Here is a 25,724-nt window from a genome sequence, read left to right as displayed (position 1 = left end):
TTAGTCGACTAGTTCCGGCTCGGGACGCGAAGAAGCCTTGCTACCGGGCTCATCAGGTCCTGAAGAAGGATATTCCAGTACCACCTCGCCGTTCTCGTCCAGATCGACCTCGACCTGACCACCATCGACCAGACGGCCAAACAGCAGTTCGTCGGCCAGGGCACGGCGTATCGTGTCCTGAATAAGCCTGTGCATTGGGCGGGCACCCATGGCGGGATCGAAGCCCTTGGCAGCCAGATGCTCGCGCAAGGCGTCCGAGAAGGACACTTCGACGCGCTTCTCGTGCAACTGGTTTTCCAGCTGCATCAGGAACTTGTCCACCACGCGCAGGATAATGTCGCGCGACAAAGGCTTGAAGCCAATAATCGCATCCAGACGGTTGCGGAACTCTGGCGAGAAGTGACGCTTGATGTCCTGCATTTCATCACCCGAGCGCTGGGGCTGGGTAAAGCCAATGCTGGTCTTGTTCAGCGCTTCGGCACCGGCGTTGGTGGTCATGATCAGGATAACGTTGCGGAAATCTGCCTTGCGGCCATTGTTATCCGTCAGCGTGCCGTGATCCATCACCTGCAGCAGGATGTTGTAGACGTCCGGGTGCGCTTTCTCGATCTCGTCCAGCAGCAGCACGCAGTGCGGCTGTTTGGTAACGGCTTCGGTCAGCAAACCACCTTGGTCAAAGCCCACATAACCGGGAGGCGCACCGATCAGGCGCGACACGGTATGACGCTCCATGTACTCGGACATATCAAAGCGCAGCAGCTCTACACCCAGCACAAAGGCCAGTTGACGCGCCACTTCGGTTTTACCCACGCCGGTCGGGCCGGAGAACAGGAAGGAACCGATAGGCTTGTCGGGCAGACCCAGACCGGAGCGCGCCATCTTGATGGCCGCTGCCAGGGCGTCAATTGCCACATCCTGACCAAACACCACCGATTTCAGATCGCGTGCCAAGGTTGCCAACTTATTGCGATCGTCGCTGGAGACTGTCTGGGGAGGAATGCGCGCAATACGCGATACCGTTGCCTGGATGTCGGCCTTGCCGATGACCTTTTTCTGCTTGGAGCGTGGCAGCAGACGCTGCGCCGCACCGGCCTCGTCGATCACGTCGATGGCCTTATCGGGCAAGAACCGGTCGTTGATGTAACGGGCGGACAACTCCGCCGCCGCCGTCAGGGCAGCTGCCGAGTAGCGCACGCCGTGGTGCTCTTCAAAATTGGACTTCAAACCACGCAGAATCTGGATGGTCTGCTCCACCGTAGGCTCGGCCACATCAATTTTCTGGAAGCGACGCGACAAGGCGTGGTCTTTTTCGAAAATTCCGCGGTATTCCGAGTAGGTGGTTGCACCCAGACACTTGAGCTGGCCGGAGGACAGCGCAGGTTTGAGCAGATTGGACGCATCCAGCGTACCGCCCGAAGCCGAGCCGGCTCCGATCAGCGTGTGGATTTCGTCGATAAACAAAATGGACTGGGCGGTTTCCTTGAGCTGCTTGAGCACCGCTTTCAGGCGTTGCTCGAAGTCGCCCCGATACTTGGTACCAGCCAGCAAGGCACCCATATCCAGCGCGTACACGCGCGCTTCGCCAAGAATGTCCGGCACGTCGCCACGCTGAATGCGCAGGGCCAGGCCTTCGGCAATCGCGGTTTTACCCACGCCTGCCTCACCCACCAGCAAGGGGTTGTTCTTGCGGCGGCGGCACAGAACCTGGATGACGCGCTCCACTTCCTTTTCACGGCCAATCAAGGGATCAATACGACCCAGACTGGCTTCGGTATTCAGGTCGGTGGCGTACAAATCCAGTGGGGATTTCTGGGCGTCCGAGCGGGTATCGGCTTCCGCCGCTGCAGCCGCCTTGGGAGGCTCGGGAGCAGCGGGTTCCGGATTGGCCTTGGTGATACCGTGCGAGAGGAAATTGACGACATCCAGGCGCGAGACACCTTGTTGCTGCAGGTAATACACCGCATGCGAGTCTTTTTCCCCGTACATGGCCACCAGCACATTCGCGCCGGAAACCACATTTTTGCCGGAGTTACTGGACGATACGTGCATGATGGCACGCTGAATCACACGCTGAAAGCCCAGCGTGGGTTGGGTATCAACCTCGCCTTCACCGGGGAAAGTGGGCGTATTTTCGTTAATGAATTTACGCAGATTCTGGCGCAGTGCATCAATATCGGCAGCACATGCTTTCAACACCTCCAGGGTGGAGGCGTTATCGAGCAGGGACAACAGCAGATGCTCTACCGTGATGAATTCATGGCGCGCGGCACGAGCCTCGACAAAGGCCATGTGTAGACTGACTTCAAGTTCTTCGGAGATCATGCTTCCTCCTACACGGCAAGAGTAAAACTAGGGGTTAAGGCTATTCTATGACTAATTTGCCTGATCTGAACAATACGGTAAACCATTAAATGGTCAAGCATCAGGCACCGGCTCCATCACGCACTGTAAAGGGTGCTGACGCGACTGCGCCAGTTGTCGCACAATTTCCACCTTGGTGGCCGCGATGTCGCGGGGATACACACCACAGACAGCCCGACCCTCGTAATGTACTTTAAGCATAAGCTGTTCGGCCTGCTCGGGCGTTTTGGCAAACACCCGCTCCAGTATATTCACCACAAATTCCATCGGTGTGTAGTCATCATTGAGCAAGATGACCTGGTACATGGGTGGTGGGGCAAGCCGCGCGGATTGGCGCTCTACCGTTGTGGCGCCTTGCTTATCGATCTCAATGGCCATAATACAGAACTAGGTGCTTTCCATAGGTTGACTGGGGGGAACAAAATTCAGCATCATCCGACTGATCGTGTCAACTTCACAATAAAAAGTGGGGTGCCGCGATCACAGGCCCAGGGAGGGGCCGAAAAAAGTATCAACCATACACTAAGTTGAGAGGCAGCAAGCATGTCGGAAACTACCACCACCGCAGGCACTGGAGACAATCAAAAACTATCCGGGACCGTTAAGTGGTTCAATGACGCCAAAGGCTTTGGGTTTATTACACCCGATAACGGCGGCGAAGATCTCTTCGCTCATTTTTCATCCATTCAGATGAACGGGTTCAAGACTTTGAAAGAAGGCCAGAAAGTTCTGTATGAAGTCGCCCAAGGCCCGAAAGGCAAACAGGCACTTAATATTACTTCGCCTTAAGATCTCTTGCGCTCTCGATTCTAACAAAAGCAGGTTCGCAACACACATGCAGTATCGCACTACGACTACGGGGCCTGCGCGCCCTGTTTTTTTTGCCTGTCTTCTGGCAGCGCTTTGTATCAGCGCCCCGGTACAGGCTGATGAGACTCTTCCCACCCTGACACTGACCCTGGGTTCCAAACAAATCCAGGCCGAAGTGGCCGATCGCGACGAGACTCGTGCTCTGGGCTTGATGCATCGAGAAAGCCTGGCCCCCGATCACGGCATGTTATTCGTATTCGAGCAAACCGGAATGCCTTGCTTCTGGATGAAGAATACGCCCTTGCCGCTGGATATCGCCTTTATTACCGATGAAGGCACGATTACCAATATCGAGGCCATGCAACCTTTTGATCTTCAATCCCACTGCCCGGTGCGACCTGTGCGCTATGCCCTGGAGATGGAACAAGGCTGGTTCAAGCAAGCAGACAAAAAGGCCGGTGAGAAAATCACCGGCCTGCCTGCCCTGCAACCTTAGTTAGACGCGCTCGAGAATCAAGGCCACGCCCTGGCCGACACCAATACACATGGTGCACAGGGCGTAGCGTCCGCCTGTGCGATGCAATTGGTTGATGGCCGCAATCGCCAGACGCGCACCGCTGGCACCCAGAGGGTGACCCAGAGCAATCGCGCCCCCGTTCGGGTTCACGCGCGGATCATTATCAGCCAGACCCAGCATACGAGTCACCGCCAAACCTTGAGCGGCGAAAGCTTCGTTCAGCTCGATCACGTCCATTTGATCCAGCGTCAGACCGGCCAAAGCCAGGACTTTCTGGCTGGCAGGTGCCGGGCCAATCCCCATGATGCGTGGTTCTACACCGGCAAAGGCCATGGCCACTACACGAGCGCGTGGAGTCAGGCCTTGGGCTTCCACAGTTGCCTTGTTGGCGACCAGCAGCGCGCAAGCACCATCGTTTACACCGGAGGCATTACCGGCCGTCACGGTGCCATCGGCACGCACAACAGGCTTCAGACGTGTCAGGGATTCCAGAGTCGTGGCACGTGGGTGCTCGTCCTTGTCCACCACGATGGGATCGCCCTTGCGCTGGGGAATAATCACGGGGGTGATTTCTTCAGCCAGAATGCCCGCTTCCTGGGCAGCAGCAGCACGCAGTTGGCTGTTCAGGGCAAACACGTCCTGGTCTTCACGGGACACATTGAACTGCTGAGCCACGTTTTCAGCGGTTTCGGGCATGGAATCTACACCGTACTGCTCTTTCATGGCCTTGTTGATGAAGCGCCAGCCAATCGTGGTGTCGTAAATGCCTGCGCTGCGGGAGAAAGCCGTTTCAGCCTTGCCCATCACGAAGGGAGCGCGGCTCATGCTTTCCACACCACCAGCCAGGATGAAGGAGGCATCGCCAGCGCGAATCGCGCGAGCGGCCGAACCAATCGCGTCCAGGCCCGAACCGCACAGGCGGTTCAAGGTTACGCCGGGCACGTCCACGGGCAAACCGGCTAGCAGCGCGGACATGCGTGCCACGTTACGGTTGTCTTCACCCGCCTGGTTGGCACAGCCGTACATAACGTCATCCAGCTTGCTCCAATCGATTTGGGGATTGCGCTTCATCAGCGCGGCGATAGGCACCGCACCCAGATCATCCGCCCTCACAGCGGACAGCGAACCGCCATAACGTCCGAAAGGCGTACGAATTGCGTCACAAATAAAGGCGTCCTGACTCATGAAATTCACCCTGATAACTTGAATAAAATCACGCGAGAGCGCTATGGAGAGCGCTCGAAATCTACTGTTTTGATAGTAGCGCTTGAGCACAGAAGCTCATTTACCCACACCAAGGGCTGTCCGCTACGCGGTCGCTTTCATGTTTCATGCCCAAAGCAATCTATTGCTCATTAAATGCAGATACCAAGAGCAAATAAAGAAAAACAAACCACAGCTAATAGTAGTACCCCAAACCCGCCTGCATCCACCCTGGCTTATCGGAGGCAAGCCCCACGCCAAGCGCCCCCATGGCATACTGCCAACGTTGACATCCCTTACAGGCTCATCATCATGCAAGGCAATCCCGAAGTCCTCGACTATCTGAATCAGTTGCTGCGTGGCGAACTCGCAGCGCGCGACCAGTACTTTATCCATTCCCGCTTTTACGAGCATCTGGGTTTCACGCAGCTTTACGAGCGCATGAGCCACGAAATGGAAGAAGAAACCCAGCACGCTGACGCCCTGATACGCCGTATCCTGATGCTCGACGGCATTCCCGATATGCGCCCCAATGCGTTTGAGCCCGGCAAGGACGTGGTCGGCATGTTGCGCAAGGACCTGGAGCTGGAATATGAGGTACGCGCTGCCTTGCAAAAAGGCATGGAACTGGCCGAATCCGCCAGCGACTTTGTCACCCGCGACATTATTCTGGCTCAGCTGCGCGACACGGAAGAAGACCACACCTACTGGCTGGAAAAACAATTGGGTCTGATCGAGAAAGTGGGCCTGGAAAACTACCAGCAATCACAGATATAAGGTCTTCAGGCAAGACACATTGCAGCGCAAGCCCGACAAGCTCCCGCGCTGCAAACACAAAAAAACCGCCAGCATTCATTGCATGGCGGTTTTTTATTGCCGGGTAGCTCTCCAATGAGCGCTACCCTCAACTTGAGCGATTAACCCAGGTTCTTGGCGGCAAAGTCCCAGTTCACCAGGTTCCAGAAAATTTCCAGGTACTTGGGACGGGCGTTGCGGTAGTCGATGTAGTAGGCGTGTTCCCACACATCACAGGTGATCAGGGCGACGTCATCGGAAGTCAGGGTCGTGCCAGCGTTGCTGGTGTTGACGATATCCAGGGAACCGTCGGCCTTTTTGACCAACCAGGTCCAGCCCGAACCGAAGTTGCCAACGGCAGACTTGGTGAAGGCTTCCTTGAAGGCGTCAAAGCTGCCCCATTTGGCGTTGATGGCATCAGCCACTTTGCCGGTAGGAGCGCCGCCGCCGTTAGGGGACAGGCTGTTCCAGTAGAAAGTGTGGTTCCAAACCTGAGCAGCGTTGTTGAACACGCCACCGGAGGATTTCTTGACCACATCTTCCAGAGAAGCGTTTTCGAGCTCGGTGCCAGCAACCAGGTTGTTCAGGTTGGTAACGTAAGCTTGATGGTGCTTGCCGTAGTGAAACTCCAGGGTTTCTTTGGAGATATGTGGCTCAAGTGCGTTGAGTTCGTATGGAAGAGCTGGAAGAGTGAATGCCATTTCAATTCCTTCTAAAAAAAAACCGTGTTTGGTATCCAACAAGGACGACGCAGCCTAGAGCAGATCGTGCGTGCGCACCACATCCACCGACACATGACCGCGACTCAACTCGACATCGAGTCGTTCACCAATCTTTAAGTCTAACGCATTTTTTACAACTTTCCCCTCGCTATCCCTGACTATGGCATATCCACGATTGATGATAAGGCGCGGGGACAAGGCTTGCAGCGTTTGCTGGGCCGCAGCCAGACGTTGGCGGCGCAAAACCAGCGCATGATCCAGGCCTTTTTCCAGCCGCTGGAAAAGCATATTCAGATTTTGCTGTCTTGACGTCAGCTGGGGAATGCTGCGCTCCAGGCGCGCTCTTAATGTAGTCAGGCGCAAAGCGGCGGTATCGGGGACGCTGCGAGCCACACGTTGCAGCCTTTGAGTCAGATGATCCAGACGTTGCTGCTGCTGGGCCAGGCGTTGATGCGGAGAAACCAATTTGGCCACCGCCCGGTCCAGGCGCAGGGAGGCCCGATCCAGATGGCGCTGCACGCCGTGACTCAAAGCGCCCATGCGCGCAAACACCTGCTCCAGCAACTGATCACGCCCCAGACAGGCCAGTTCGGCCGCAGCGGTTGGCGTGGGTGCGCGCAAGTCAGCCACAAAATCGGCAATGGTGAAATCGGTCTCGTGCCCCACCCCACTAATAATAGGGATAGGACTGGAAGCAATCAGACGCGCCAGACCCTCATCATTAAAAGCCCAGAGATCTTCCAGACTACCGCCCCCGCGTACCAGCAAGAGCGTATCGACCTCGGCCCGCTCAATCGCCGTTTCCAGTGCCTGCCGCAATCGCGGCGGCGCTTCTGCCCCTTGAACCGGAGCAGGGTAAATAATGATGCGCACATGCGGAGCACGACGCTCCATCGCAGTCAGTACGTCTCGCAAGGCAGCGGCCGCCAGGGAGGTGATGATGCCTATGCTGCGCGGCAAGGTAGCGATGGGGCGTTTGCGTTCCGGCTCGAACAAACCTTCGCTTTGCAGCTGGCCCTTCAGTCGCAAAAACGCTTCGTGCAAGTCACCCAGCCCGGCGCGGCGCATACCTTCAACCTGAACCTGGAAGTCCCCACGTGCCTCATACAAGGTCACCGAGCAGCGAAATTCGAAACGCTCGCCCGCACGCGGCACAAAGCCCACGGCCTGAGCACGCCCGCGGAACATCACGGCACGAACGGCCGCCTTGTCGTCCTTGATGGAAAAGTACCAATGCCCGGAAGCCGCCTGAGTAAAGTTGGACACTTCACCGCTGACCCAAACCACAGGCATGTGCTCGTCCAGCAATTGGCTGACACGGCGGTTCAACTGTGCCACGGTCCATACCGCAGGTGCTCTAGATTCTTGATAATGCATCATATTCTTTGTTTTTGACTCGCCCCGGGCTAGTTTTCCACCGCTCCGTATCCACAACTGTCATGCTTTTGTCAAATAGACGCCAAGACAATGGCTTCCGTTGAACACCTGATGCAGCACTTTACTGAAAACGGATAAACCATTGAAATTAAACACTATTTATAAAAACACCAAGATGGTCGAAAATTAGCCAGAGAACCTCTAAACCACCACCCGAGCCACTATGGGATGTTTTATACACAGAATTATCCACAGTTTTTGTGGATAGTTTTAGCACTACACCTATTACTTCAAATACATCAGGGGTTTGGCCGTGCTTTGTGGGAAAAGACCGTAAAGTGTACCGCGCCCGCGCCGGAACATTCCCGCAATCTGGACAGGGGCTCTACAATAAGCGCTGATTTATTTCGTGACCGGATAATCGACCCGTGCTTACTTTGATCCATGCCGCTGGCTGGCCTGTCTGGTTCCTGCTGGCCTGCTCCATTCTTGCCCTGGGTTTGATCCTGGAGCGTCTTCTGGCCCTGCGCAGCAAACGAATTCTACCGACTGGACTGGCACGCCAGATCAGCGAGCTGACAGCCCAGAACCGCATCCAGGACGACTCCCTGCCCCGCCTGTACGACAACTCCCCTCTGGGTCGAGTATTAGCCACCGTACTGAAAAACCGCCACCAAACTCCCGCCTTGCGTGAGTCCGCGGTCGAGGCAGAAGGCAAGGACATCAGCTACCAATTGAACAAGTACATTCCGGCATTGGGCACCATTGCCGTGATCGCCCCTTTGCTGGGCCTGTTTGGTACGGTTATTGGCATGATCGACATTTTTGCCGCCTACGACCCCGCCGGTGGTGACCCCAGCCTGATTGCCCGTGGCATTTCCGTTGCCCTGTACAACACCGCCCTGGGGATTTTGATTGCCGTCCCGGCCATGATCTTTCACCGCTACTTTCGCAGCCGTGCCGACTACCTGCTGCACTGCCTGGAAACCGAAGCCGGTGCGCTGGATCGCCTGTTGGCGCAAAGGACTGCCTGATGCGCTTTCGCCGAGCCCAAGACCAGGACACGCTGGAACTGAATCTGGTGCCCTTGATTGATGTCTTGCTGGTGGTGCTGATTTTTCTGGCTGCCAGCAGCACCTTCGTGCGCTATCGCCAGCTGGATGTTTCCTTGCCCCAGGCTCAGGCCCAGGCCGCCCAGACCACAGAATTGCTACTGGCTATCAGCCAGGACGGGCGTTATGCCCTGAACGGCATGTGGCTGGATGCCAGCAGTGGTTCCCCCCTTAGCCAAGCCCTGTCCACCGAAAAGACCGACGACAACAGCAGCCTGCTGATTCTGGCCGATGCCCAGGCGCCCCACTTTGCAGTGGTCCAGGCCATGGAAGCCGCCCGTCAGGTTGGTATCCATCGCATTCATTTTGCGACCCAGGCCCCATGAGCGTGCGCGTCCGCCTGACTCATTGGCTGCACCAGCAGTGGCAGAAAAAAGGCTGGTTCAGTCTTGTGATGCGCCCTCTTTCAGCGCTGGCGGCGATCTTCGTACAACGCAAGCAGCAACGCTACGAACAAGATCCCCGCGCGTCCTACCGCAGCCCGGTGCCAGTGATTGTGGTGGGCAATATCATCGTCGGTGGCGCAGGCAAGACTCCCGTTGTCCTGGCTCTGACCGAGCAATTGCGCGCTTTGGGATGGACGCCCGGTATTGTCAGCCGAGGTTATGGCGTGGAGATCGGCCCCAGCCCGCGTGTAGGTCAAGGTCAATTAGCCGCCGAACAGTTTGGCGATGAACCCGCTCTGATTGCCGCCCAAACTCAGGCCCCCATCGCTGTTCACCCTCGTCGCGCCCTGGCTGCCCAGGCTTTGCTCAAGGATTTTCCGGCAGTTGACCTGATCATTTCGGATGACGGCCTGCAGCATCTGGCCTTGCAACGCGATATGGAAGTCGTGGTTCAGGATGCTCGCGGTGTGGGGAACGGCCTGCTGCTGCCAGCCGGCCCTTTGCGTGAAGGCCCCGAACGTCTGCGTAGCGTGGACTGGCTGATCAGCCAGATCGTGGCTGACCAGACGCCGCCGTCTACCCCTCAACCCGCTGAGCCCGGCCGCGCCCTGAGCATGAGCCTGAGCCCTTATCAGCTGGAACACCTCAGTTCAGGCCGCCGTCTGAGCTGGTCGGACTGGTATCAGGAATACGGCCAGCAGGAACTGCAAGCGCTGGCCGCCATTGGCCAGCCTGCCCGTTTTTTCACGATGCTGCGCGCTTGTGGTCTGCATCTGAACCAGACTTTCCCCCTGCCCGACCATGCCGCCTTGCAAGCCCAGGACTTTCAGGCCCTGCATGAAGGGCTGGTACTCATTACCCGTAAAGACGCCGTAAAATGCCAGCACCTGAACGATCCACGCCTGTGGGTTGTGGATGTCCAGCCTGTGTTTTCACGCCCGGACTGGATTGCTGAACTGGACAGCCTGTTGCGCAAGCGGCGCTTAACCCCACCCTCTTTACCCGGAGTTCAATAATGGAAACTCGCCTACTCGAAGTGCTGGTCTGCCCCTTGTGCAAAGGCCCCCTGCGCCACGACCGCGAACAGCAGGAGCTGGTTTGCAAAGCTGACAAGCTGGCCTTCCCTGTTGTGGATGGCATCCCCACCATGCTGATCAACGAAGCGCGTCAACTGGATGCGCAGGAACCCGCCAGCAACTGATATGACTTTTTCCGTCATTATCCCCGCGCGCCTGGGTTCCACCCGTCTGCCCAACAAACCGCTGGCTGACATTGCTGGCCAACCCATGATCGTGCGCTGTGCCCAGCAAGCAGCACTGAGCGGAGCGCGTCAGGTTTGGGTAGCGACGGACTCGCCGCAGGTGCTGCAAGCCGTGCAGGCGCATGGTTTCAATGCCCTGCTGACCGACGCCGAACACCCGACCGGCACCGACCGTCTGGCCCAGGCCGCCCGCCTGCTGGAGCTGTCCGAGGACGAGATCGTGGTCAATGTGCAAGGGGACGAGCCGCTGATTCAGCCCGAGCACATCAATGCGGCCGCCGAACTGCTGGCCCGCAGTGAACAGGCCGATATTGCCACGCTGGCCGCACCCATCAAGAACGCCGAGACGCTCTTCAATCCCAATGCCGTCAAAGTGGTGTGCGACCTGCAAGGCCGCGCGCTGTACTTTTCCCGCGCCCCCATGCCCTGGGCCCGCGACGCGCTGGCCAGTGGCGACCGGGTACTGGCCGACGGGCTTCCCGCATTGCACCATATTGGTCTTTATGCCTACCGAAATCGCTTCCTGCAGCAGTACGCCCAGCTACCGCGCGGGCCGCTGGAGCACTTCGAATCTCTGGAGCAACTGCGAGCCATGGAAAACGGCTTCCAGATTATGGTTCACCGCCTCCAGGAGATTCCTGCAGCGGGGGTAGACACCGAACAAGACCTGGAAAGAGTACGCGCTCACTTCGCAAATCGGTTATAAAAGATCTTTTTTCTGCTCTATCCGAATAAAAAATGCGCTAAATATGCTGCAACGCATCATACTGAAGCGAGAATCGGATCGACGCATTTCCTGGAGGAATTCATGCGACTCATACTGCTCGGGCCCCCTGGTGCCGGCAAAGGCACTCAAGCTGCTTTCATTACCGAGAAATTTGGTATTCCACAAATTTCCACGGGCGATATGTTGCGTGCCGCTGTCAAAGCCCAATCCCCGCTGGGTGTAGAAGCCAAAAAAATCATGGACGCCGGCGGCCTGGTCTCCGATGACATCATCATCGGCCTGGTTCGCGACCGTCTGAAAGAAGCAGACTGTGAGCCCGGCTACCTGTTCGACGGTTTCCCACGCACGATTCCCCAGGCCGATGCCTTGAAGGATGCCCAGGTCAAACTGGACTTCGTGATCGAAATCGACGTACCGGAAGAAAGCATCATCGAACGCATGAGCGGCCGCCGTATCCACGCAGCCAGCGGTCGTAGCTACCACGTCACCTTCAATCCACCCAAAACCCCCGGTGTGGACGACGTAACGGGCGAACCCTTGCTCCAGCGCGACGATGACCGCGAGGAAACCGTCCGCCACCGCTTGTCTGTCTATCGCGAGCAGACCCGCCCTCTGGTCGATTACTACTCGCAATGGTCAGCCACTGGCGACCCGCAAGCTCCGGCTTATCGCAAGATTTCCGGCGTGGGTAGCGTCGATGAGATCCGCCAGCGCATTGTGGACGCACTGGCAAGCTAAGTAAGTCAAGATTCAGCCGGCCCCAAAAGGGCCGGTTGTTTATTATTCAAGGGAGACAAGCTCATGCAAATCAATAACAAGACTTTTATTGTCACGGGCGGCGCATCGGGTCTGGGCGCTGGCACCGTACGTATGCTGGTTGCAAACGGCGCCCGCGTGGTGATCGCCGATATTCAGGACGAGGCCGGTGAGGCTCTGGCCAAAGAGCTGGGCCAACACTATCAGCGCTGTGATGTCACTTCCGAGCAAGATGCCCAGGCCGTCGTGAATCTGGCTTGCCAGGACAGCGCCCGCCCCCTGTTCGGACTGATCAACTGTGCTGGCGTGGCTCCTGCCTCGCGCACCGTGGGACGTAATGGCCCGCACACGCTGGATCTGTTCCAGAAAACCGTCATGATCAACCTGGTCGGCACCTTCAATATGTGTCGTCTGGCCGCCGCTGCCATGAGCAGCAACACCCCCGAAGCTTCGGGCGAGCGTGGCGTGCTGATCAATACCGCTTCGGTCGCTGCCTATGACGGCCAGATCGGCCAAGCCGCTTACGGCGCCTCCAAAGCTGGTGTGGTGGGTTTGACCCTGCCCCTGGCCCGCGACCTGGCCCAGACCGGCATCCGTGTCATGACCATTGCTCCCGGCATCTTCGGCACCCCCATGATGTTTGCCATGCCCCAGGAAGTTCAGGACTCCCTGGCAGCCAGCATTCCTTTCCCATCACGCCTGGGTCGCCCTGAAGATTTCTCCCAACTGGTGCAGAGCATCATCAATAATGAAATGCTCAATGGCGAAACCATCCGTCTGGATGGCGCCATTCGTATGGCACCAAAATAACTTTCTGTATCGGCTCCAATGGGTTTGTTTCGCTCGGCGGCCACAATTAGTGGCCTGACGCTGCTGTCTCGCATCACCGGACTGGCACGCGATATTCTGATTGCCCGCGCCTTTGGGGCGGGCCCGCTCACCGACGCTTTCTGGGTGGCATTTCGCATTCCCAACCTGCTGCGACGCCTGTTTGCAGAAGGGGCGTTTTCGCAAGCCTTTGTGCCCATCCTGGGGCAGGTACGCAAGGAACACGAACAGGACAAGGTTCAGCAATTGCTGGACCGCGTTGCCCTGCTGCTGACCTTTGCCGTCATGCTGGTCACCGCCATCGGTATTCTGGCGGCCCCCTGGGTGGTCAGCGCCATGGCCAGCGGCCTGACCGCTCCGGAGCGACAAACCGAGTTTGGAGCCGCGATCACCATGACGCGGATGATGTTCCCCTACATCATCTGCATGTCGCTGGTCGCTTTTGCTTCTGCGGTACTCAATACCTGGAGCCGCTTTGCGGTTCCGGCCTTCACCCCCATCCTGCTGAATCTGTCCATGATTGGCGCCAGCCTGTTTCTGGCTCAGCACATGGAAACGCCGATTTACGCCCTGGCCGTTGGGGTGATGGTGGGTGGTCTGGCCCAATTGCTGGTGCAATGGGTTGCACTGGCCCGCCTGGGCCTGTTGCCACGATTCTCGCTACGACTGGGGGAAGCGCGCCGCGATCCCATCGTGCAGCGCATTCTTAAACAGATGCTGCCCGCCATTCTGGGTGTTTCTGTCGCGCAGATTTCCCTGCTGATCAATACCAATATCGCCACCTGGCTGCAGTCCGGCAGCGTGACCTGGCTGTCCTTTGCTGACCGCCTGATGGAGTTTCCCACCGCCTTGCTGGGTGTGGCGCTAGGCACGGTCCTGCTGCCCAAGCTGTCAGCAGCCCATGCGGGCAAGGACGACAAGAACTACAGCGGCTTGCTGGACTGGGGCCTGCGTCTGGTCCTGTTGCTGGGCCTGCCTGCTGCCCTGGGCATGGCTTTACTGTCCGACGGCCTGGTCGCCACGCTGTTCCACTACGGTGCCTTTGCCGCCGCTGACGTTGCCCAGACCAAACTGGCTGTGGGTGCGTATTCGGTTGGTCTGGTTGGCCTGCTGGCCATCAAGATTCTGGCCCCCGGCTTTTACGCCCGCCAGGATATTCGTACCCCCGTCCGCATTGCCATTGCCGTCCTGATCATTACCCAGCTCTTCAACCTGGTGCTGGTGCCCACCTTTGCCCATGCCGGACTGGCCCTGTCGATTGGTCTGGGTGCCACCGTCAATGCACTGACCTTGCTGGTCATGCTACGCAAACGCGGCATTTATCAGCCCAATCATGACTGGTTACGTTTTTTCCTGAAGATTATTCCCGCCCTGGTCGCTCTGGCCGCCGTCCTCCTGCTGGCTGACCGTTATATCGACTGGATCAGCTTGGGAGCCACGCCCCTGCTGCGTGTGCTGTATTTGGGCGGCGTGTTGCTTGCCAGCGGCATTTCTTATTTCGGCATGTTGTTTATCGTAGGCATTCGCCCCTCTTACTTTACAAAGCGGGCTTAGTATCCTAGAATAATTGTCTTTGCCGATTAAACTTTAAAACTTAGGCTTTATTAAAAATGGCTAATACCGCACAAGCACGCAAGCGCGCCCGCCAAGCAGTGGCTCGCAACAAACACAACGCCAGCATCCGTTCCATGCTGCGTACCGCTATCAAGCGCGTTCGCCAGGCCATCGACGCCGGTGACAAAACTGCTGCTAACGAAGTTTTCCGCAAAGCGACCAGCATCATTGATCGCGTTGCCGACAAGAACATCATTCACAAGAACAAGGCTGCCCGCCACAAGAGCCGCCTGTCTGCTGCTATCAAGGCCCTGGCCTGATTGCTGAAGATTTTTAATGGTTTAATCGGCTCTGGCCTAAAAACCAGTTAGAAAGGGGGTGCTTAGCACCCCTTTTTTATTAGCCACAAAACCATTGCCTGAACATGCAGGCCAATCATGCTAAGTTATGGATTTGCTTTTTCATTAGCGAGTCCCCATGACACGTCCCATCGTGCTGCAACTGGCATCTTTGGCCCAGCACCCTTCTTTTGACGAAATCGACCGTCATTTCGAGCGCATTGCCCTCCAAGACCTGAACCAGCTCTCTGCCCAGCAGATCGAACGCGTACAGGTACTCCTGACTAGCGCTGTCACCGCTACCCCCGCCTCCTTGATGGACCGCCTGCCCGCTTTGAAAGCGATTTGCAGCGTAGGGGTAGGCTACGACTCCATCGACGTACAGGCCGCCAAACAGCGCGGCATCCAGGTCAGTACCACTCCGGATGTACTGAACGATTGCGTGGCTGATATGGCCTGGGCCCTGATGCTGGATGCGGCCCGCCGCTTGACGGAATCCGATCGCTATGTGCGTGCCGGCCTGTGGGACAGACCCAATGGTTTCGGACTGGGAACACGGGTCAGCGGCAAGAAGCTGGGTATTGTGGGCCTGGGCCGCATTGGCCAGACCATTGCCCGTCGCGCCAGTGGCTTTGATATGGAACTGCGCTACCACAACCGCCGCCCACGTCACGACGTGCCCTGGCACTACGAACCTTCCCTGATCGAACTGGCCCACTGGGCAGACATCATGGTGATTGCGGCCGTTGGTGGCGACGAGACACGCGGGCTGATCAATATCGACGTACTGAACGCCCTGGGCTCCAAAGGAATTCTGGTCAATATCGCCCGCGGCAGTGTGGTCGATGAAAGCGCGCTGATTGCCGCCCTGCAGGAAGGACGACTGGGCGCTGCCGGGCTGGATGTGTTCGAGAACGAACCCCAGGTTCCCCAGGCCTTGCGCGATCTGAACCAGGTGGTACTGGCGCCGCACACCGCCAGCGCCACGCACGAGACACGCGAAGCCATGCTCTCGCTGACGCTGGACAATGTATTGCAGTATCAAAAAACCGGCAAAGTGCTGACACCGCTTGCCGTGTAAAAAAACAAGTCGCCTACCGTTTTATCGGTGGCGACTTCCTGGATGCGCTGTCTGAATCAGGAATCGACAGGGTCCATATTGTCGGGATCAATGCCGCTGGTTTTTAAATTATTATCATCAGCAAAGCCACAGACGAATTTCCAGGCCAAAGGTTCAAGCTCTCGCAGGCGCGCATCCACCACCACACATCGCACACCGTCAATCAATCGCGGCACCACGTAGGGCGAATAAGTCAGATGACCACCCATCGCCCCGGCTGGACGAAACTGGGACATTACACCGGCCAAGCGTTCTGCCCAATCACTGGGACGAAAGCGCTGATCCTGCCGGGTCACACCATGGATTACAAGTTGCTTCACTGGCTCTGTCATAACAATTAATCGCTAATCGTGCAGTTCAGGTATGCTGCACCTTTTCCTTTCTCGCCACGCATTGTATCCGATCGCGGCCACGCAAAGCCTGGGATTCAATAAATTAGCCGCTTGACAATTTATTGCTAATCATTACTTTGCCCTCTCGCTTTATTCCAAAACCAAACGGTTTCCCCTTCCCCGCCACAGGCCGGCTTTGCTCTAAATAGCCGGACAGGTTAAGATGGCTTTCTTTATCCGCAGGATTTTTTTATGGATGCCATCGTGCAAGCAGGACCGCTTCGGCACTTTCTGCAATTTCGCGACTTTTCTCACGACGAAATTTTATATGTGCTGGAACGCGCACGCCTGATCAAAGACAAGTTCAAACGCTATCAGCCGCACCACACATTGCACGACCGCACCCTGGCGATGGTTTTTGAAAAAGCCAGCACCCGTACCCGTGTTTCGTTTGAAGCCGGTATGTATCAGCTGGGCGGTTCGGTCATTCACCTGACCACCACCGACTCGCAGCTGGGCCGCTCCGAACCTATTGAAGATACCGCCCGCGTGGTTTCGCGCATGGTCGATATCGTCATGATTCGTACTTTCGAGCAAACCCGTCTGGAGCGCTTTGCCTCCCACTCGCGTGTGCCGGTCATCAATGGCCTGACCAACGAATTTCACCCTTGCCAGATTCTGGCCGACATCTTCACCTTTATCGAACACCGTGGCGATATCAAGGGCAAGACCGTGGCCTGGATTGGTGACGCCAACAATATGGCTTACACCTGGCTGCAAGCAGCAGAAATTCTGGGTTTCACCCTGCATGTGTCGGCGCCTAATGGTTACCACCTGGAGTCGGATCGCACTGGCAACCCGGATTCCAGCATTCTGCGCGAATTCGACGACCCATTGGAAGCCTGCAAGGGCGCGCACCTGGTCACCACCGACGTGTGGACCAGCATGGGTTACGAAGACGAAAACGAAGAACGTCGCAAAGCCTTTGCCGACTGGTGTGTGGATCAGGAAATGATGGATGTGGCCGACCCTGAAGCCATCTTCATGCACTGCCTGCCCGCTCACCGTGGTGAGGAAGTGACCGGCGAAGTCATCGACGGCCCACAAAGCGTGGTCTGGGACGAAGCCGAAAACCGCTTGCACGTACAGAAAGCATTGATGGAGTTCCTGATTCTGGGTCGTTTGGAAGCCTAAGCGCTTTTACCCAGGGGCAGACAGCCCATTAATGAAAAAGGGATGCTTGGCATCCCTTTTTTTATACCGCGGCGGCACAGGCAAGCCTTTGGACGATCAGCCAATAAGTGCTTGAAGACCACCTGAATACAGGAAGACTAAACTTCCCACCTATTCTTCGACCTCCAGACCCGCCAAGCGATAGCCAACCTGTAGTTCTGTGAGCAGATATTTGGGTTGTGCTGCATCTTCTTCCAGCTTTTGACGCAACTGCATCATGTACACCCGCAAGTAGTGCGGCCGGTCGGAATACGCCGCTCCCCAGGTTTCATGCAGCAAGTGTTGATGGGTCAGCACCTTGCCATGCCCCCGAATCAAGGCCGTCAGCAAACGGAACTCGATAGGCGTCAAATGCACGGCCTCCCCGTCCCGCGTGACCTCATGGGAGGCCAGATTCACCTGCACGCCCCCAAAGCGAACCCGCGAAGACGCCGCCTGAACATTCGGGACCAGTTGGGAGCGTCGCAGCAAGGCTCGTATCCGCGCCAGCAGTTCCGGCACACCAAAGGGCTTGACCAGATAATCGTCTGCCCCGGCATTTAAGGCCGCTACTTTTTCTTCCTCTCGTTCACGCGCCGACAGCACCAGAATGGGCGAATACACCCAGCTGCGCAGATCGCGGATCAAGTCCTTGCCATCACCATCGGGCAAGCCCAAATCCACAATCATCAAATCGGGACGACGGGTTGCCGCATCCATACGCGCCTGCGCCAGCGTGCTGGCCTCGATCACGGACATGCCTTCCTGCTCCAAGGCAATCCGCACGAAACGACGAATATTGGATTCGTCCTCCACGATCAGTATCTGGGCTTTGTTCATGTCCGTCACTCGTCACCATCCATACGGGGAGCCGCTTTCCAGGGCAGGCGAATCTCGAAGATCACCCCATGGGGCATACGCGGCTTGGCGCTGATCGTACCACCATGTGCGGCAATAATCGTGCGGCATAGACCCAGACCCAAGCCCACGCCTGCAACAGAGGACTCTTTCTGCCCCCGCGTAAAGGTATCAAACAAGCGCTCGGGATCGCCGGGTGGCAAACCGGGGCCATCATCACTGATCAATAAATACATGGACTGGCCAGAACACAGGCCACGCAAGGAAATGGTGCTGGTGGCAGGGGTGTATTTGGCGGCATTATCCAGCAGATTCGTCACCACCCGCTCCAGCAAGACACCATCCACCTCGACCAAAGGCAGATCCGCTGCAAACTCGGTCACCACCTTGCGGGGCTGCAAAGCGGCAGCACAGCGGGCAACGGCAATCCCCACAATCTCGCCCAGAGCATGCCATTCCTTATGCAGCTTTACGCCTTCGCTTTGCATACGCGCCAGGTCCAGCAGGTTGGAGACCTGACGGCGCAGTTCGTCCGACTCAATGCGAATGGAACGGGCAATATCCGTGCGCTCGGTTTCGCTCAAACCTTTGGGCTGCTCCAGCGTTTCCGCCAGACCTCGAATCACGGTCAAAGGTGTACGTAAATCGTGCGAGACGGCGGACAGCAAGGTATTGCGCATTTTCTCCCCCTCCATGCGCAACACCGTATCCTGGGCGATTTCCACATAATGAATCCGTTCCAGAGCCTGGGCCAAGGTGAAGCAACAGGCATCCAGCAAACGCCGCCCGTCAGGTGTGCGTAAAGAGGCAGCGCCCCCAGACTGCACCACCAGAACCCCACGTGGCGCCATGGGGCCTTTCAAGGGCAGATACAAGGCACTGGCACCACTCAGAGTCTCAGTGCCGTTACCGGCAGCTTCCATGTGATCAAACACCCATTGCGCTACCGATAGCTCTACAAAGCCGGTATGGCGGGTCGCCACCAATTGATTTTGCTGATCCGGCACCACCAGCACCACCTGCATCTCGAACAAGGGTTCCAGCGTATCGCGGCAGACCGCCAGGACTTGTTCCAAGGCCAGAGCCCCAGCCAAGTCCCGACTGACTCGGGTCAGCGCCGCCGCGCGTCGTTCACCATCCCGTGCAGCCCTGGCTTCAGCCTGCAATTTGGCAGCCAGCTGACCAATGATCAGCGCCACCCCCAGCATGACGCCGAAGGTAAATACATATTGGGTATCCGTCACCGAGAAGGAATAGCGTGGCTCGACAAAGAAGAAGTCGAAGAAAGCCACTGACAGCAAGGAAGCCCACACACCTGCCAAACGCCCCAAACGCAGGGCGATAAAGACCACGGTAATCAGGAACAGCATGATCACATTGGAGAGCTCGAAAAAGGGCAAGAGCTTCTCGGCCAGCAAGGTCGTCACAACGCAAATAATGGACGCAATCGACAAGGCCTTGCCCTGCGCCATGGGCTGTTCCAGCTCCAAAGGCCGTATGGGCCGCTGCACCGTATCCATGCGCACCAGCAACAAGCCGATTTCAGGATTGCTGCGTGCCAGGCGCTCGGACAGGCTGCTGCGCCAGGGCCAGATAGATCGCGCTGAGGAGTTACCCAGAATCAGCTTGGTGGCATTGCGCTGACGGGCATAGGCCAGAATCGTATGCGCGACATCCTGCCCGGCAATATTGGCAAACTCGGCCCCGGCATGTTGGGCACTGGCCGCCAAACGTACCAGTGCTTCCTGCGCCTTGATCTGCCCGCTTTCCTGTGGCGTATCCACATGCAGCACAATCCAGGGCGTCTGCAATTGCTGGGCCAAGCGCGCGCCCTCCCGAATCAGGGCTTCCTGGGCGCTATCGGCACTGACGCATACCATCAACAGCTCGCGTGTCGGCCAGACCGTCCGTATGGCATGGGAGATGCGGTACACATGCACGTCAGCATTCACCCGATCCGCCACCCGACGCAAGGCCAGCTCGCGCAAGGCAATCAGATTGCCGCGACGAAAGAAGTTCTGACGGGCATGGGCCACCGAGTCGGCCAAATAGACCTTGCCCGCGTTCAGGCGGGACAACAAATCATCTGGGGGCAAATCCACCAGCAACACATCTGCCGCACGATCAAAAATCCGGTCCGGCACGGTCTCCCGAACCCGCACCCCGACAATGCCACCCACCACCTCATTCAGACTGTCCAGATGCTGCACATTCAGCGCGGTATACACATCAATACCCGCATCCAGCAGCTCCTCCACATCCTGCCAACGCTTGGCGTGTCTACTACCCTCGATATTGGAGTGCGCCAGCTCGTCCACCAGCAACAGCTGATAGCCCGAAGCCAGGGCGGCATCCAGATCAAACTCCGTCACCACCCGGCCCTGTCGCTGATACTCCTTGCGGGCTAGCACGGGCAGCCCCTGGATCAAGGCCTGGGTTTCCTGACGGCCATGAGTTTCTACAATCCCGATGGCCACGGACACGCCCTCGGACTGACGCTGATGCGCCTCCTTGAGCATGGCGTAGGTTTTCCCTACGCCCGCACAAGCACCGAAGAAAATCTTGAGCTGCCCACGGCGAGGCTGATGCGGGTCGTCACCGATCACCTGCAACAGCTCATCCGGGTCCGGCCTATCCTCAAGTGACATGGATTTGTGCACTCCATCCAGAAAATTGCTATTGATCTTACGCTCTTATCCAAACAAGGGCGTCAGCAACAAATCAATCAGTTTGATGCCTATAAAAGGCGCGATCAGCCCGCCCAAACCGTAGATCAGCAAATTGCGTTTCAGCAGACGGCTGGCCGGTTCAGCCCGATATTTCACCCCCCGCAAGGCCAGAGGAATCAGAGCGATGATGATCAGGGCATTGAAAATGACCGCCGACAAGATCGCGGTAGCCGGACTATGCAGCTGCATCACGTTCAATGCGCCCAGAGCGGGATAGGTGACCACAAAAGCCGCCGGAATAATCGCAAAGTACTTGGCCAGATCATTCGCGATGCTGAAGGTAGTCAGGGCACCACGCGTCATGATCATCTGCTTGCCCACTTCCACCACGCGCAAAAGCTTGGTGGGGTTGCTGTCCAGATCCACCATATTGCCGGCCTCTTTGGCTGCCTGGGTACCGCTGTTCATGGCCACGGCCACATCGGCCTGCGCCAGAGCAGGAGCGTCGTTCGTACCGTCCCCGGTCATGGCAACCAGGCGGCCTTCGTCCTGATAGCGCCGAATCAATTGCAGTTTGTCCTCAGGCGTGGCTTCAGCCAGATAGTCATCCACCCCGGCTTCCGCTGCAATGGCAGCGGCGGTCAGCTTGTTGTCCCCGGTAATCATGACCGTCTTGATGCCCATGGCACGCAGCTCGGCAAAACGCTCCTTGATGCCGCCTTTGACAATATCCTTGAGCTCCACCACGCCCAGCACCTTATTGCCTTCGGTGACGACCAGCGGTGTGCTGCCCCGTCGGGAAACTTCATTAACCAAGGTGTCCAACTCGCGAGGAAACACGCCGCCCTGGGATTCAATATGCGAGCGCATGGTGTTGGCCGCCCCTTTACGGATCTGACGACCCTCGATATCAATTCCGCTCATACGTGTGTGGGCGCTGAAGGCAATAGTCTGGGCACCTTGCAATTCACGGCCACGCAAATTGAAGAGTTGCTTGGCCAGCACCACAATGGAACGCCCTTCGGGGGTCTCGTCCGCCAGCGACGCCAATTGGGCTGCGTCTGCCAAGGCCTGTTCCGATACCTGCGGCGCGGGCAAGAAGGCTGAGGCCTCCCGATTACCCAGCGTAATCGTGCCGGTCTTGTCCAGCAGCAAGACGTCCACATCCCCAGCCGCCTCGATAGCTCGACCCGAGCTGGCCAGCACATTGGCCTTCATCATGCGACTCATTCCGGCTACCCCTACCGCCGACAGCAAGGCGCCGATAGTGGTTGGAATCAGGCATACCAACAAGGCGATCAGGGCAGTAATCGTGACGGGCGAGCCTTGACCAGTCAGCGCCGTCGCAAAGCTCGAGAAAGGCAGCAAGGTAACGCAGACCAGCAGGAAGATCAGCGTCAAGGCGACCAGCAGGATATTCAAGGCAATCTCGTTAGGCGTCTTGCCGCGTTTGGCACCTTCTACCATCGCAATCATGCGATCCAGAAAAGCCTCCCCCGGCTTGGCGGTGACCTGCATCACAATCCAGTCCGACAGGACACGCGTCCCACCCGTAACCGAACAAAAGTCGCCCCCCGATTCCCGAATAACCGGCGCCGATTCACCCGTAATGGCAGATTCGTCTACCGAGGCGGCTCCCTGCAGCACCTCGCCGTCAGCCGGAATAATCTGGCCCGCTTCAACCAGCACATAAGCACCGGGCACCAGTTCATCGCTGGGGACAGGCCAAGAGCGGCTGTCACGTGCGGGGTCTTTCAGAACCTTGGCCATGACCCGCTTGCGGGTAGAGCGCAGCGCATCGGCCTGCGCCTTGCCGCGCCCTTCTGCTACAGCTTCAGCCGCATTGGCAAACAGGACCGTAAACCACAGCCAGGCGGCAATGGACCAGATAAAGCCGGTGGGGGCCTCGCCCTGCCCCATCAAGGCCTGCACGCCCAGCAAGCTGGTGACGATACTGCCCAGATACACCACACACATCACCGGGTTTTTAAATTGCACCCGTGGAGACAACTTCTTGAAAGCTTCCTTGCACACCGTGCCCCAGGGCACGGCCTGAAATGCCGTTGAACGCTCGGCCTCTTGCGGGGCTTTCAGATCAGTAATAGACATAATGACACCTGTTCCTAACGCACTGCGGGCTGGGCAGGCTTGGCCATGTCCAGCGCAAGATTAAGTTCCAAGACCTGCACGCGCGGCTCACCCAGCACGCCTAATTGACGGGCACTGGTATAGCGATCGATCAGGACCTGAACCTGGGCCAGCGACATGCCACGTACCTTGGCAATACGCGCGGCCTGCAAACGGGCATTGGCTACCGAGATATGCGGGTCCAGACCCGATGCCGACGCCGTCACGGCATCCACCGGCACGGGAGCATCCTTGGCCAAACCGTTCATCTGGCGATAGGCCTTGCTGCGTTCGGCCACGGCCTCCAGCAGATTCTTGCTTAGTACCCCCTGATTGCTGGCCCCGCTAGCAGCGGCGTTATAAGGCTGCGCAATACTGTTGGAGGGGTCAGCAGGGTCCGCGCCCAACGTTGCGCTGGGACGCCCATGAAAATACCCGGGCTGACTGAAGTTCTGACCAATCTGGCGCGAACCTACGACCTGGCCATCACGGTGAATCAGGCTGCCGTTTGCCTGTTCCGGGAACAAGGTGCTGCCAATCAAGGTCGTGGCCAAAGGGTAGGCAATGCCAGTCAACAGCATGAAAAACACGGCAGACAGCAGCACGGGACGCAACAAGCTTTTCATCGTCGGTGCAGCCGCTGTCGAAACCATAAATTGATAGGTAGACATGACAGTCAATCCTCAAAAAGTAATACCATCGAGCATCAACAGGTGCTCCACAATCGGGCCCAGTGCCAGTGCAGGCAGGAAAGTCAGCCCGCCCACCACCAGGACCACAAAGATCAACAAGCCAGTAAACAAGGGAGTGGCCGTCGACAAGGTGCCTGGTCCAGCAGGAACTGCTTTCTTGGCCGCCAGCACACCAGCCAGAGCCAGCAGCGGCAACAAGGTCAGGTAACGCCCGACCAGCATGGCCAGCCCTATCGTGGTATTGAAGAAAGGCGTGTTCGCATTGAAGCCTGCAAAGGCTGAACCGTTATTGGCCGTGCCCGAGGTGTAGGCGTACAAGACTTCGCTGAAACCATGCGGCCCCATATTGGACAGGCTGTCCATGGTGGATGGCAGCACACTGGCCAAGGCCGTAAAGCCCAGAATACTGAAGGCGTGCGCCAGCATGGCCAGCATCACGTACTTCATCTCCCGCGCCTCGATCTTCTTGCCCAGAAACTCCGGGCTGCGCCCTATCATCATGCCCACCAGAAACACCGTCAGAATGGCGTAACTGACCAGGCTAATAAAGCCCACGCCTATCCCGCCAAAAACGTTGTTCAGCATCATTTGGGCAATCGGCACCAGGCCGCCCAAAGGGGTCAGCGAAGAGTGCATGGCATCGACCGAGCCAGTAGTTGCGGCCGTGGTCACGGTGGCAAACAGACTACTTTGCGCCACCCCGAAACGCAGCTCCTTGCCTTCCATATTGCCACCGCCCATTGTGCTGCTTTGGGTCTGGTCCACACCCAGGGAAGTCAGCAAGGGGTTGCCGGCCTGCTCGGCGCTGTAAATCAGGGACAGAAAGCCGATGAACATCACCAGAAAGGCCGCAAAAAAGGCCCAGCCCTGGCGACGACGAGCCAGCATGGAGCCAAAGGCGTAGGTCAAGGCCGAGGGCACCAGCAACATGCTGAGCATGTGTACGGTATTGGTCAGCGGCGTAGGGTTTTCAAATGGATGGGCCGCGTTCATGCCAAAGAAACCGCCCCCGTTAGTCCCCACGTGCTTGATGCTTTCAAAGCTGGCCACTGGCCCCAGAATAATCTGCTGCTTGAGCCCTTCCAGCGTATTGACCACGACATCAGAAGTCAGTGTCTGCGGCATGCCCTGCCAGATATACAGCAAGGCCAGCAAGAAGCTACACGGCAAGAGCAACCTGTACAAGGAGCGGGTGAAGTCCACCCAGTAATTACCAATATCAGCCGAGCTTTTACGGCTTAAACCACGGATGAAACCACCTGCCGCCGCCAACCCCGTTGTGGCACTGATCATCATCAAAAAAGTGATGGCCGCCATTTGGGAGAAGTTGGACAGGCTGGATTCGCCCGAATACGCCTGCCAATTGGTATTGGTTGTAAAGGACACGGCCGTATTGAAAGCCAGGTCGGGGGTTTGCGCAGCACGCTGCAAGCTGTCCCCAGGAATCCAGCCCTGCACCCGCAAAAGAACATATCCCAGAAGCAACATGGCAGCATTGCTCAACAAGAGCGCCAGACCATACCGCTTCCAGGACATTTTCTCCTCAGGATTCACGCCCAGCAGCCGATACGTACCACGCTCGATCAGGCTGTGATTCGGGCTGCTGAAAAAATGGGCAATCCATTTGCCCACCACCACCAGCAAGACCGTGGAGACGGCCAGAATAATTAGAAACTGCATCAGATCGTCCAGCATGACTGCCCCTCTTACAGTTTCTCAAGACCGAAAACAAATCCGGTCGCCATCGCAAAGAATGCGAACAGCACCGCTAAAAATAGAAAATCACTCATATGCACACCTGTTCCAAACAATGAACACTTGCCGGCCTGAACTTAGAATTTTTCGGCCTTGAGCAAGGCATAGAACAAATAGATAAACAGCCCCAGAGAAATCCCTCCTGCCAGAACTGTGAAAAAGGACGCACTCATCCCGAACTCCCGATCAATGCTGACTTGCAGCAGACAGAG

At 57.3% G+C, this 25,724-nt stretch carries 26 protein-coding genes; 14 read left to right on the top strand and 12 right to left on the bottom strand.

What is annotated here, in order from left to right; translation table 11 throughout:
- Positions 1–2,322, bottom strand: coding sequence for an ATP-dependent Clp protease ATP-binding subunit ClpA (gene clpA, locus DUD43_RS07715; protein WP_063693134.1), 2,322 nt, complete (start codon positions 2,320–2,322; stop codon positions 1–3).
- Positions 2,323–2,415: 93 nt separating this feature from the next.
- The gene (clpS, locus tag DUD43_RS07710) at positions 2,416–2,739 is read right to left on the bottom strand and encodes an ATP-dependent Clp protease adapter ClpS (RefSeq protein WP_026482895.1); all 324 of its coding nucleotides are present in this window, start codon (positions 2,737–2,739) and stop codon (positions 2,416–2,418) included.
- 165 nt (positions 2,740–2,904) lie between these two features.
- Here clpS and DUD43_RS07705 point away from each other — a divergent pair, with 165 nt between their 5' ends.
- On the top strand, positions 2,905–3,150 hold the full coding sequence (locus tag DUD43_RS07705) for a cold-shock protein (protein WP_003801483.1): 246 nt from the start codon (positions 2,905–2,907) through the stop codon (positions 3,148–3,150).
- Positions 3,151–3,196: 46 nt separating this feature from the next.
- A complete protein-coding gene (locus tag DUD43_RS07700) occupies positions 3,197–3,667 on the top strand; it encodes a DUF192 domain-containing protein (RefSeq protein ID WP_153229818.1) in 471 nt (156 codons plus the stop codon).
- Here DUD43_RS07700 and pcaF read toward each other — a convergent pair whose 3' ends face one another.
- Positions 3,668–4,873, bottom strand: coding sequence for a 3-oxoadipyl-CoA thiolase (gene pcaF, locus DUD43_RS07695; RefSeq protein ID WP_042487885.1), 1,206 nt, complete (start codon positions 4,871–4,873; stop codon positions 3,668–3,670). It lies immediately after the preceding gene.
- Between the two features lie 330 nt (positions 4,874–5,203).
- Between pcaF and bfr the strand changes: the two genes are divergently transcribed.
- Positions 5,204–5,668 carry a bacterioferritin gene (gene bfr, locus DUD43_RS07690; protein ID WP_153229817.1) on the top strand — a complete coding sequence of 155 codons (465 nt, stop codon included), beginning with the start codon at positions 5,204–5,206 and terminating at the stop codon, positions 5,666–5,668.
- Positions 5,669–5,808: 140 nt separating this feature from the next.
- Here bfr and sodB read toward each other — a convergent pair whose 3' ends face one another.
- Positions 5,809–6,387 carry a superoxide dismutase [Fe] gene (sodB, locus tag DUD43_RS07685; protein ID WP_153229816.1) on the bottom strand — a complete coding sequence of 193 codons (579 nt, stop codon included), beginning with the start codon at positions 6,385–6,387 and terminating at the stop codon, positions 5,809–5,811.
- Positions 6,388–6,441: 54 nt separating this feature from the next.
- Entirely contained in the window at positions 6,442–7,788 is a 1,347-nt protein-coding gene (xseA, locus tag DUD43_RS07680; RefSeq protein WP_153229815.1) for an exodeoxyribonuclease VII large subunit, read from the bottom strand.
- Positions 7,789–8,213: 425 nt separating this feature from the next.
- Here xseA and DUD43_RS07675 point away from each other — a divergent pair, with 425 nt between their 5' ends.
- From DUD43_RS07675 to DUD43_RS07630, 10 genes are all read left to right on the top strand, one after another.
- Positions 8,214–8,819: a MotA/TolQ/ExbB proton channel family protein gene (locus DUD43_RS07675; protein ID WP_153229814.1), complete on the top strand. Its 606-nt coding sequence runs from the start codon at positions 8,214–8,216 to the stop codon at positions 8,817–8,819.
- Positions 8,819–9,223: an ExbD/TolR family protein gene (locus DUD43_RS07670; RefSeq protein WP_153229813.1), complete on the top strand. Its 405-nt coding sequence runs from the start codon at positions 8,819–8,821 to the stop codon at positions 9,221–9,223. Before DUD43_RS07675 ends, DUD43_RS07670 begins: the two co-directional genes overlap by 1 nt.
- Complete coding sequence (gene lpxK, locus DUD43_RS07665; RefSeq protein WP_153229812.1) at positions 9,220–10,299, top strand: tetraacyldisaccharide 4'-kinase; 1,080 nt, start codon at positions 9,220–9,222, stop codon at positions 10,297–10,299. The genes DUD43_RS07670 and lpxK overlap by 4 nt, the downstream gene beginning before the upstream one ends.
- Positions 10,299–10,484 (top strand): Trm112 family protein, encoded by a 186-nt coding sequence (locus DUD43_RS07660; protein ID WP_042487903.1) that lies wholly within the window; start codon positions 10,299–10,301, stop codon positions 10,482–10,484. The genes lpxK and DUD43_RS07660 overlap by 1 nt, the downstream gene beginning before the upstream one ends.
- A gap of 1 nt (position 10,485) precedes the next feature.
- The gene (gene kdsB / locus DUD43_RS07655; RefSeq protein WP_153229810.1) at positions 10,486–11,250 is read left to right on the top strand and encodes a 3-deoxy-manno-octulosonate cytidylyltransferase; all 765 of its coding nucleotides are present in this window, start codon (positions 10,486–10,488) and stop codon (positions 11,248–11,250) included.
- Between the two features lie 102 nt (positions 11,251–11,352).
- Positions 11,353–12,009 (top strand): adenylate kinase, encoded by a 657-nt coding sequence (adk, locus tag DUD43_RS07650; protein ID WP_026482905.1) that lies wholly within the window; start codon positions 11,353–11,355, stop codon positions 12,007–12,009.
- A gap of 63 nt (positions 12,010–12,072) precedes the next feature.
- On the top strand, positions 12,073–12,837 hold the full coding sequence (locus DUD43_RS07645; protein WP_153229809.1) for a 3-hydroxyacyl-CoA dehydrogenase: 765 nt from the start codon (positions 12,073–12,075) through the stop codon (positions 12,835–12,837).
- Positions 12,838–12,855: 18 nt separating this feature from the next.
- Positions 12,856–14,409, top strand: a complete 1,554-nt coding sequence (murJ, locus tag DUD43_RS07640) for a murein biosynthesis integral membrane protein MurJ (RefSeq protein ID WP_153229808.1) — start codon at positions 12,856–12,858, stop codon at positions 14,407–14,409.
- 56 nt (positions 14,410–14,465) lie between these two features.
- Positions 14,466–14,729, top strand: a complete 264-nt coding sequence (gene rpsT, locus DUD43_RS07635) for a 30S ribosomal protein S20 (protein ID WP_094196369.1) — start codon at positions 14,466–14,468, stop codon at positions 14,727–14,729.
- A gap of 157 nt (positions 14,730–14,886) precedes the next feature.
- Positions 14,887–15,828, top strand: coding sequence for a 2-hydroxyacid dehydrogenase (locus tag DUD43_RS07630; protein ID WP_153229807.1), 942 nt, complete (start codon positions 14,887–14,889; stop codon positions 15,826–15,828).
- Between the two features lie 56 nt (positions 15,829–15,884).
- Here DUD43_RS07630 and DUD43_RS07625 read toward each other — a convergent pair whose 3' ends face one another.
- Positions 15,885–16,199 (bottom strand): DUF3579 domain-containing protein, encoded by a 315-nt coding sequence (locus DUD43_RS07625; protein ID WP_009455652.1) that lies wholly within the window; start codon positions 16,197–16,199, stop codon positions 15,885–15,887.
- 252 nt (positions 16,200–16,451) lie between these two features.
- On the opposite strand from DUD43_RS07625, the gene argF reads away from it, so the two are divergent.
- Positions 16,452–17,393, top strand: coding sequence for an ornithine carbamoyltransferase (gene argF, locus DUD43_RS07620; RefSeq protein ID WP_021446751.1), 942 nt, complete (start codon positions 16,452–16,454; stop codon positions 17,391–17,393).
- Positions 17,394–17,543: 150 nt separating this feature from the next.
- Here argF and DUD43_RS07615 read toward each other — a convergent pair whose 3' ends face one another.
- The 6 genes from DUD43_RS07615 to kdpF all read right to left on the bottom strand — a co-directional run bounded on the left by DUD43_RS07615 (position 17,544) and on the right by kdpF (position 25,685).
- Positions 17,544–18,251 carry a response regulator gene (locus DUD43_RS07615; protein ID WP_153229806.1) on the bottom strand — a complete coding sequence of 236 codons (708 nt, stop codon included), beginning with the start codon at positions 18,249–18,251 and terminating at the stop codon, positions 17,544–17,546.
- A 5-nt stretch (positions 18,252–18,256) separates the two neighbouring features.
- Entirely contained in the window at positions 18,257–20,917 is a 2,661-nt protein-coding gene (locus tag DUD43_RS07610) for a sensor histidine kinase (RefSeq protein ID WP_153229805.1), read from the bottom strand.
- A gap of 45 nt (positions 20,918–20,962) precedes the next feature.
- Positions 20,963–23,047, bottom strand: coding sequence for a potassium-transporting ATPase subunit KdpB (kdpB, locus tag DUD43_RS07605; RefSeq protein WP_194273461.1), 2,085 nt, complete (start codon positions 23,045–23,047; stop codon positions 20,963–20,965).
- A 14-nt stretch (positions 23,048–23,061) separates the two neighbouring features.
- Positions 23,062–23,736, bottom strand: coding sequence for a potassium-transporting ATPase subunit KdpC (gene kdpC, locus DUD43_RS07600; RefSeq protein WP_153229804.1), 675 nt, complete (start codon positions 23,734–23,736; stop codon positions 23,062–23,064).
- Positions 23,737–23,748: 12 nt separating this feature from the next.
- Positions 23,749–25,452, bottom strand: a complete 1,704-nt coding sequence (gene kdpA, locus DUD43_RS07595; protein ID WP_194273460.1) for a potassium-transporting ATPase subunit KdpA — start codon at positions 25,450–25,452, stop codon at positions 23,749–23,751.
- 137 nt (positions 25,453–25,589) lie between these two features.
- Entirely contained in the window at positions 25,590–25,685 is a 96-nt protein-coding gene (gene kdpF, locus DUD43_RS07590) for a K(+)-transporting ATPase subunit F (RefSeq protein ID WP_022983188.1), read from the bottom strand.
- Between the last annotated feature and the right edge of the window lie 39 nt (positions 25,686–25,724).

This window comes from Alcaligenes faecalis, assembly GCF_009497775.1.
Taxonomy (GTDB): domain Bacteria; phylum Pseudomonadota; class Gammaproteobacteria; order Burkholderiales; family Burkholderiaceae_B; genus Alcaligenes; species Alcaligenes faecalis_D.
This window is presented reverse-complemented; position numbering and strand designations above follow the sequence as displayed.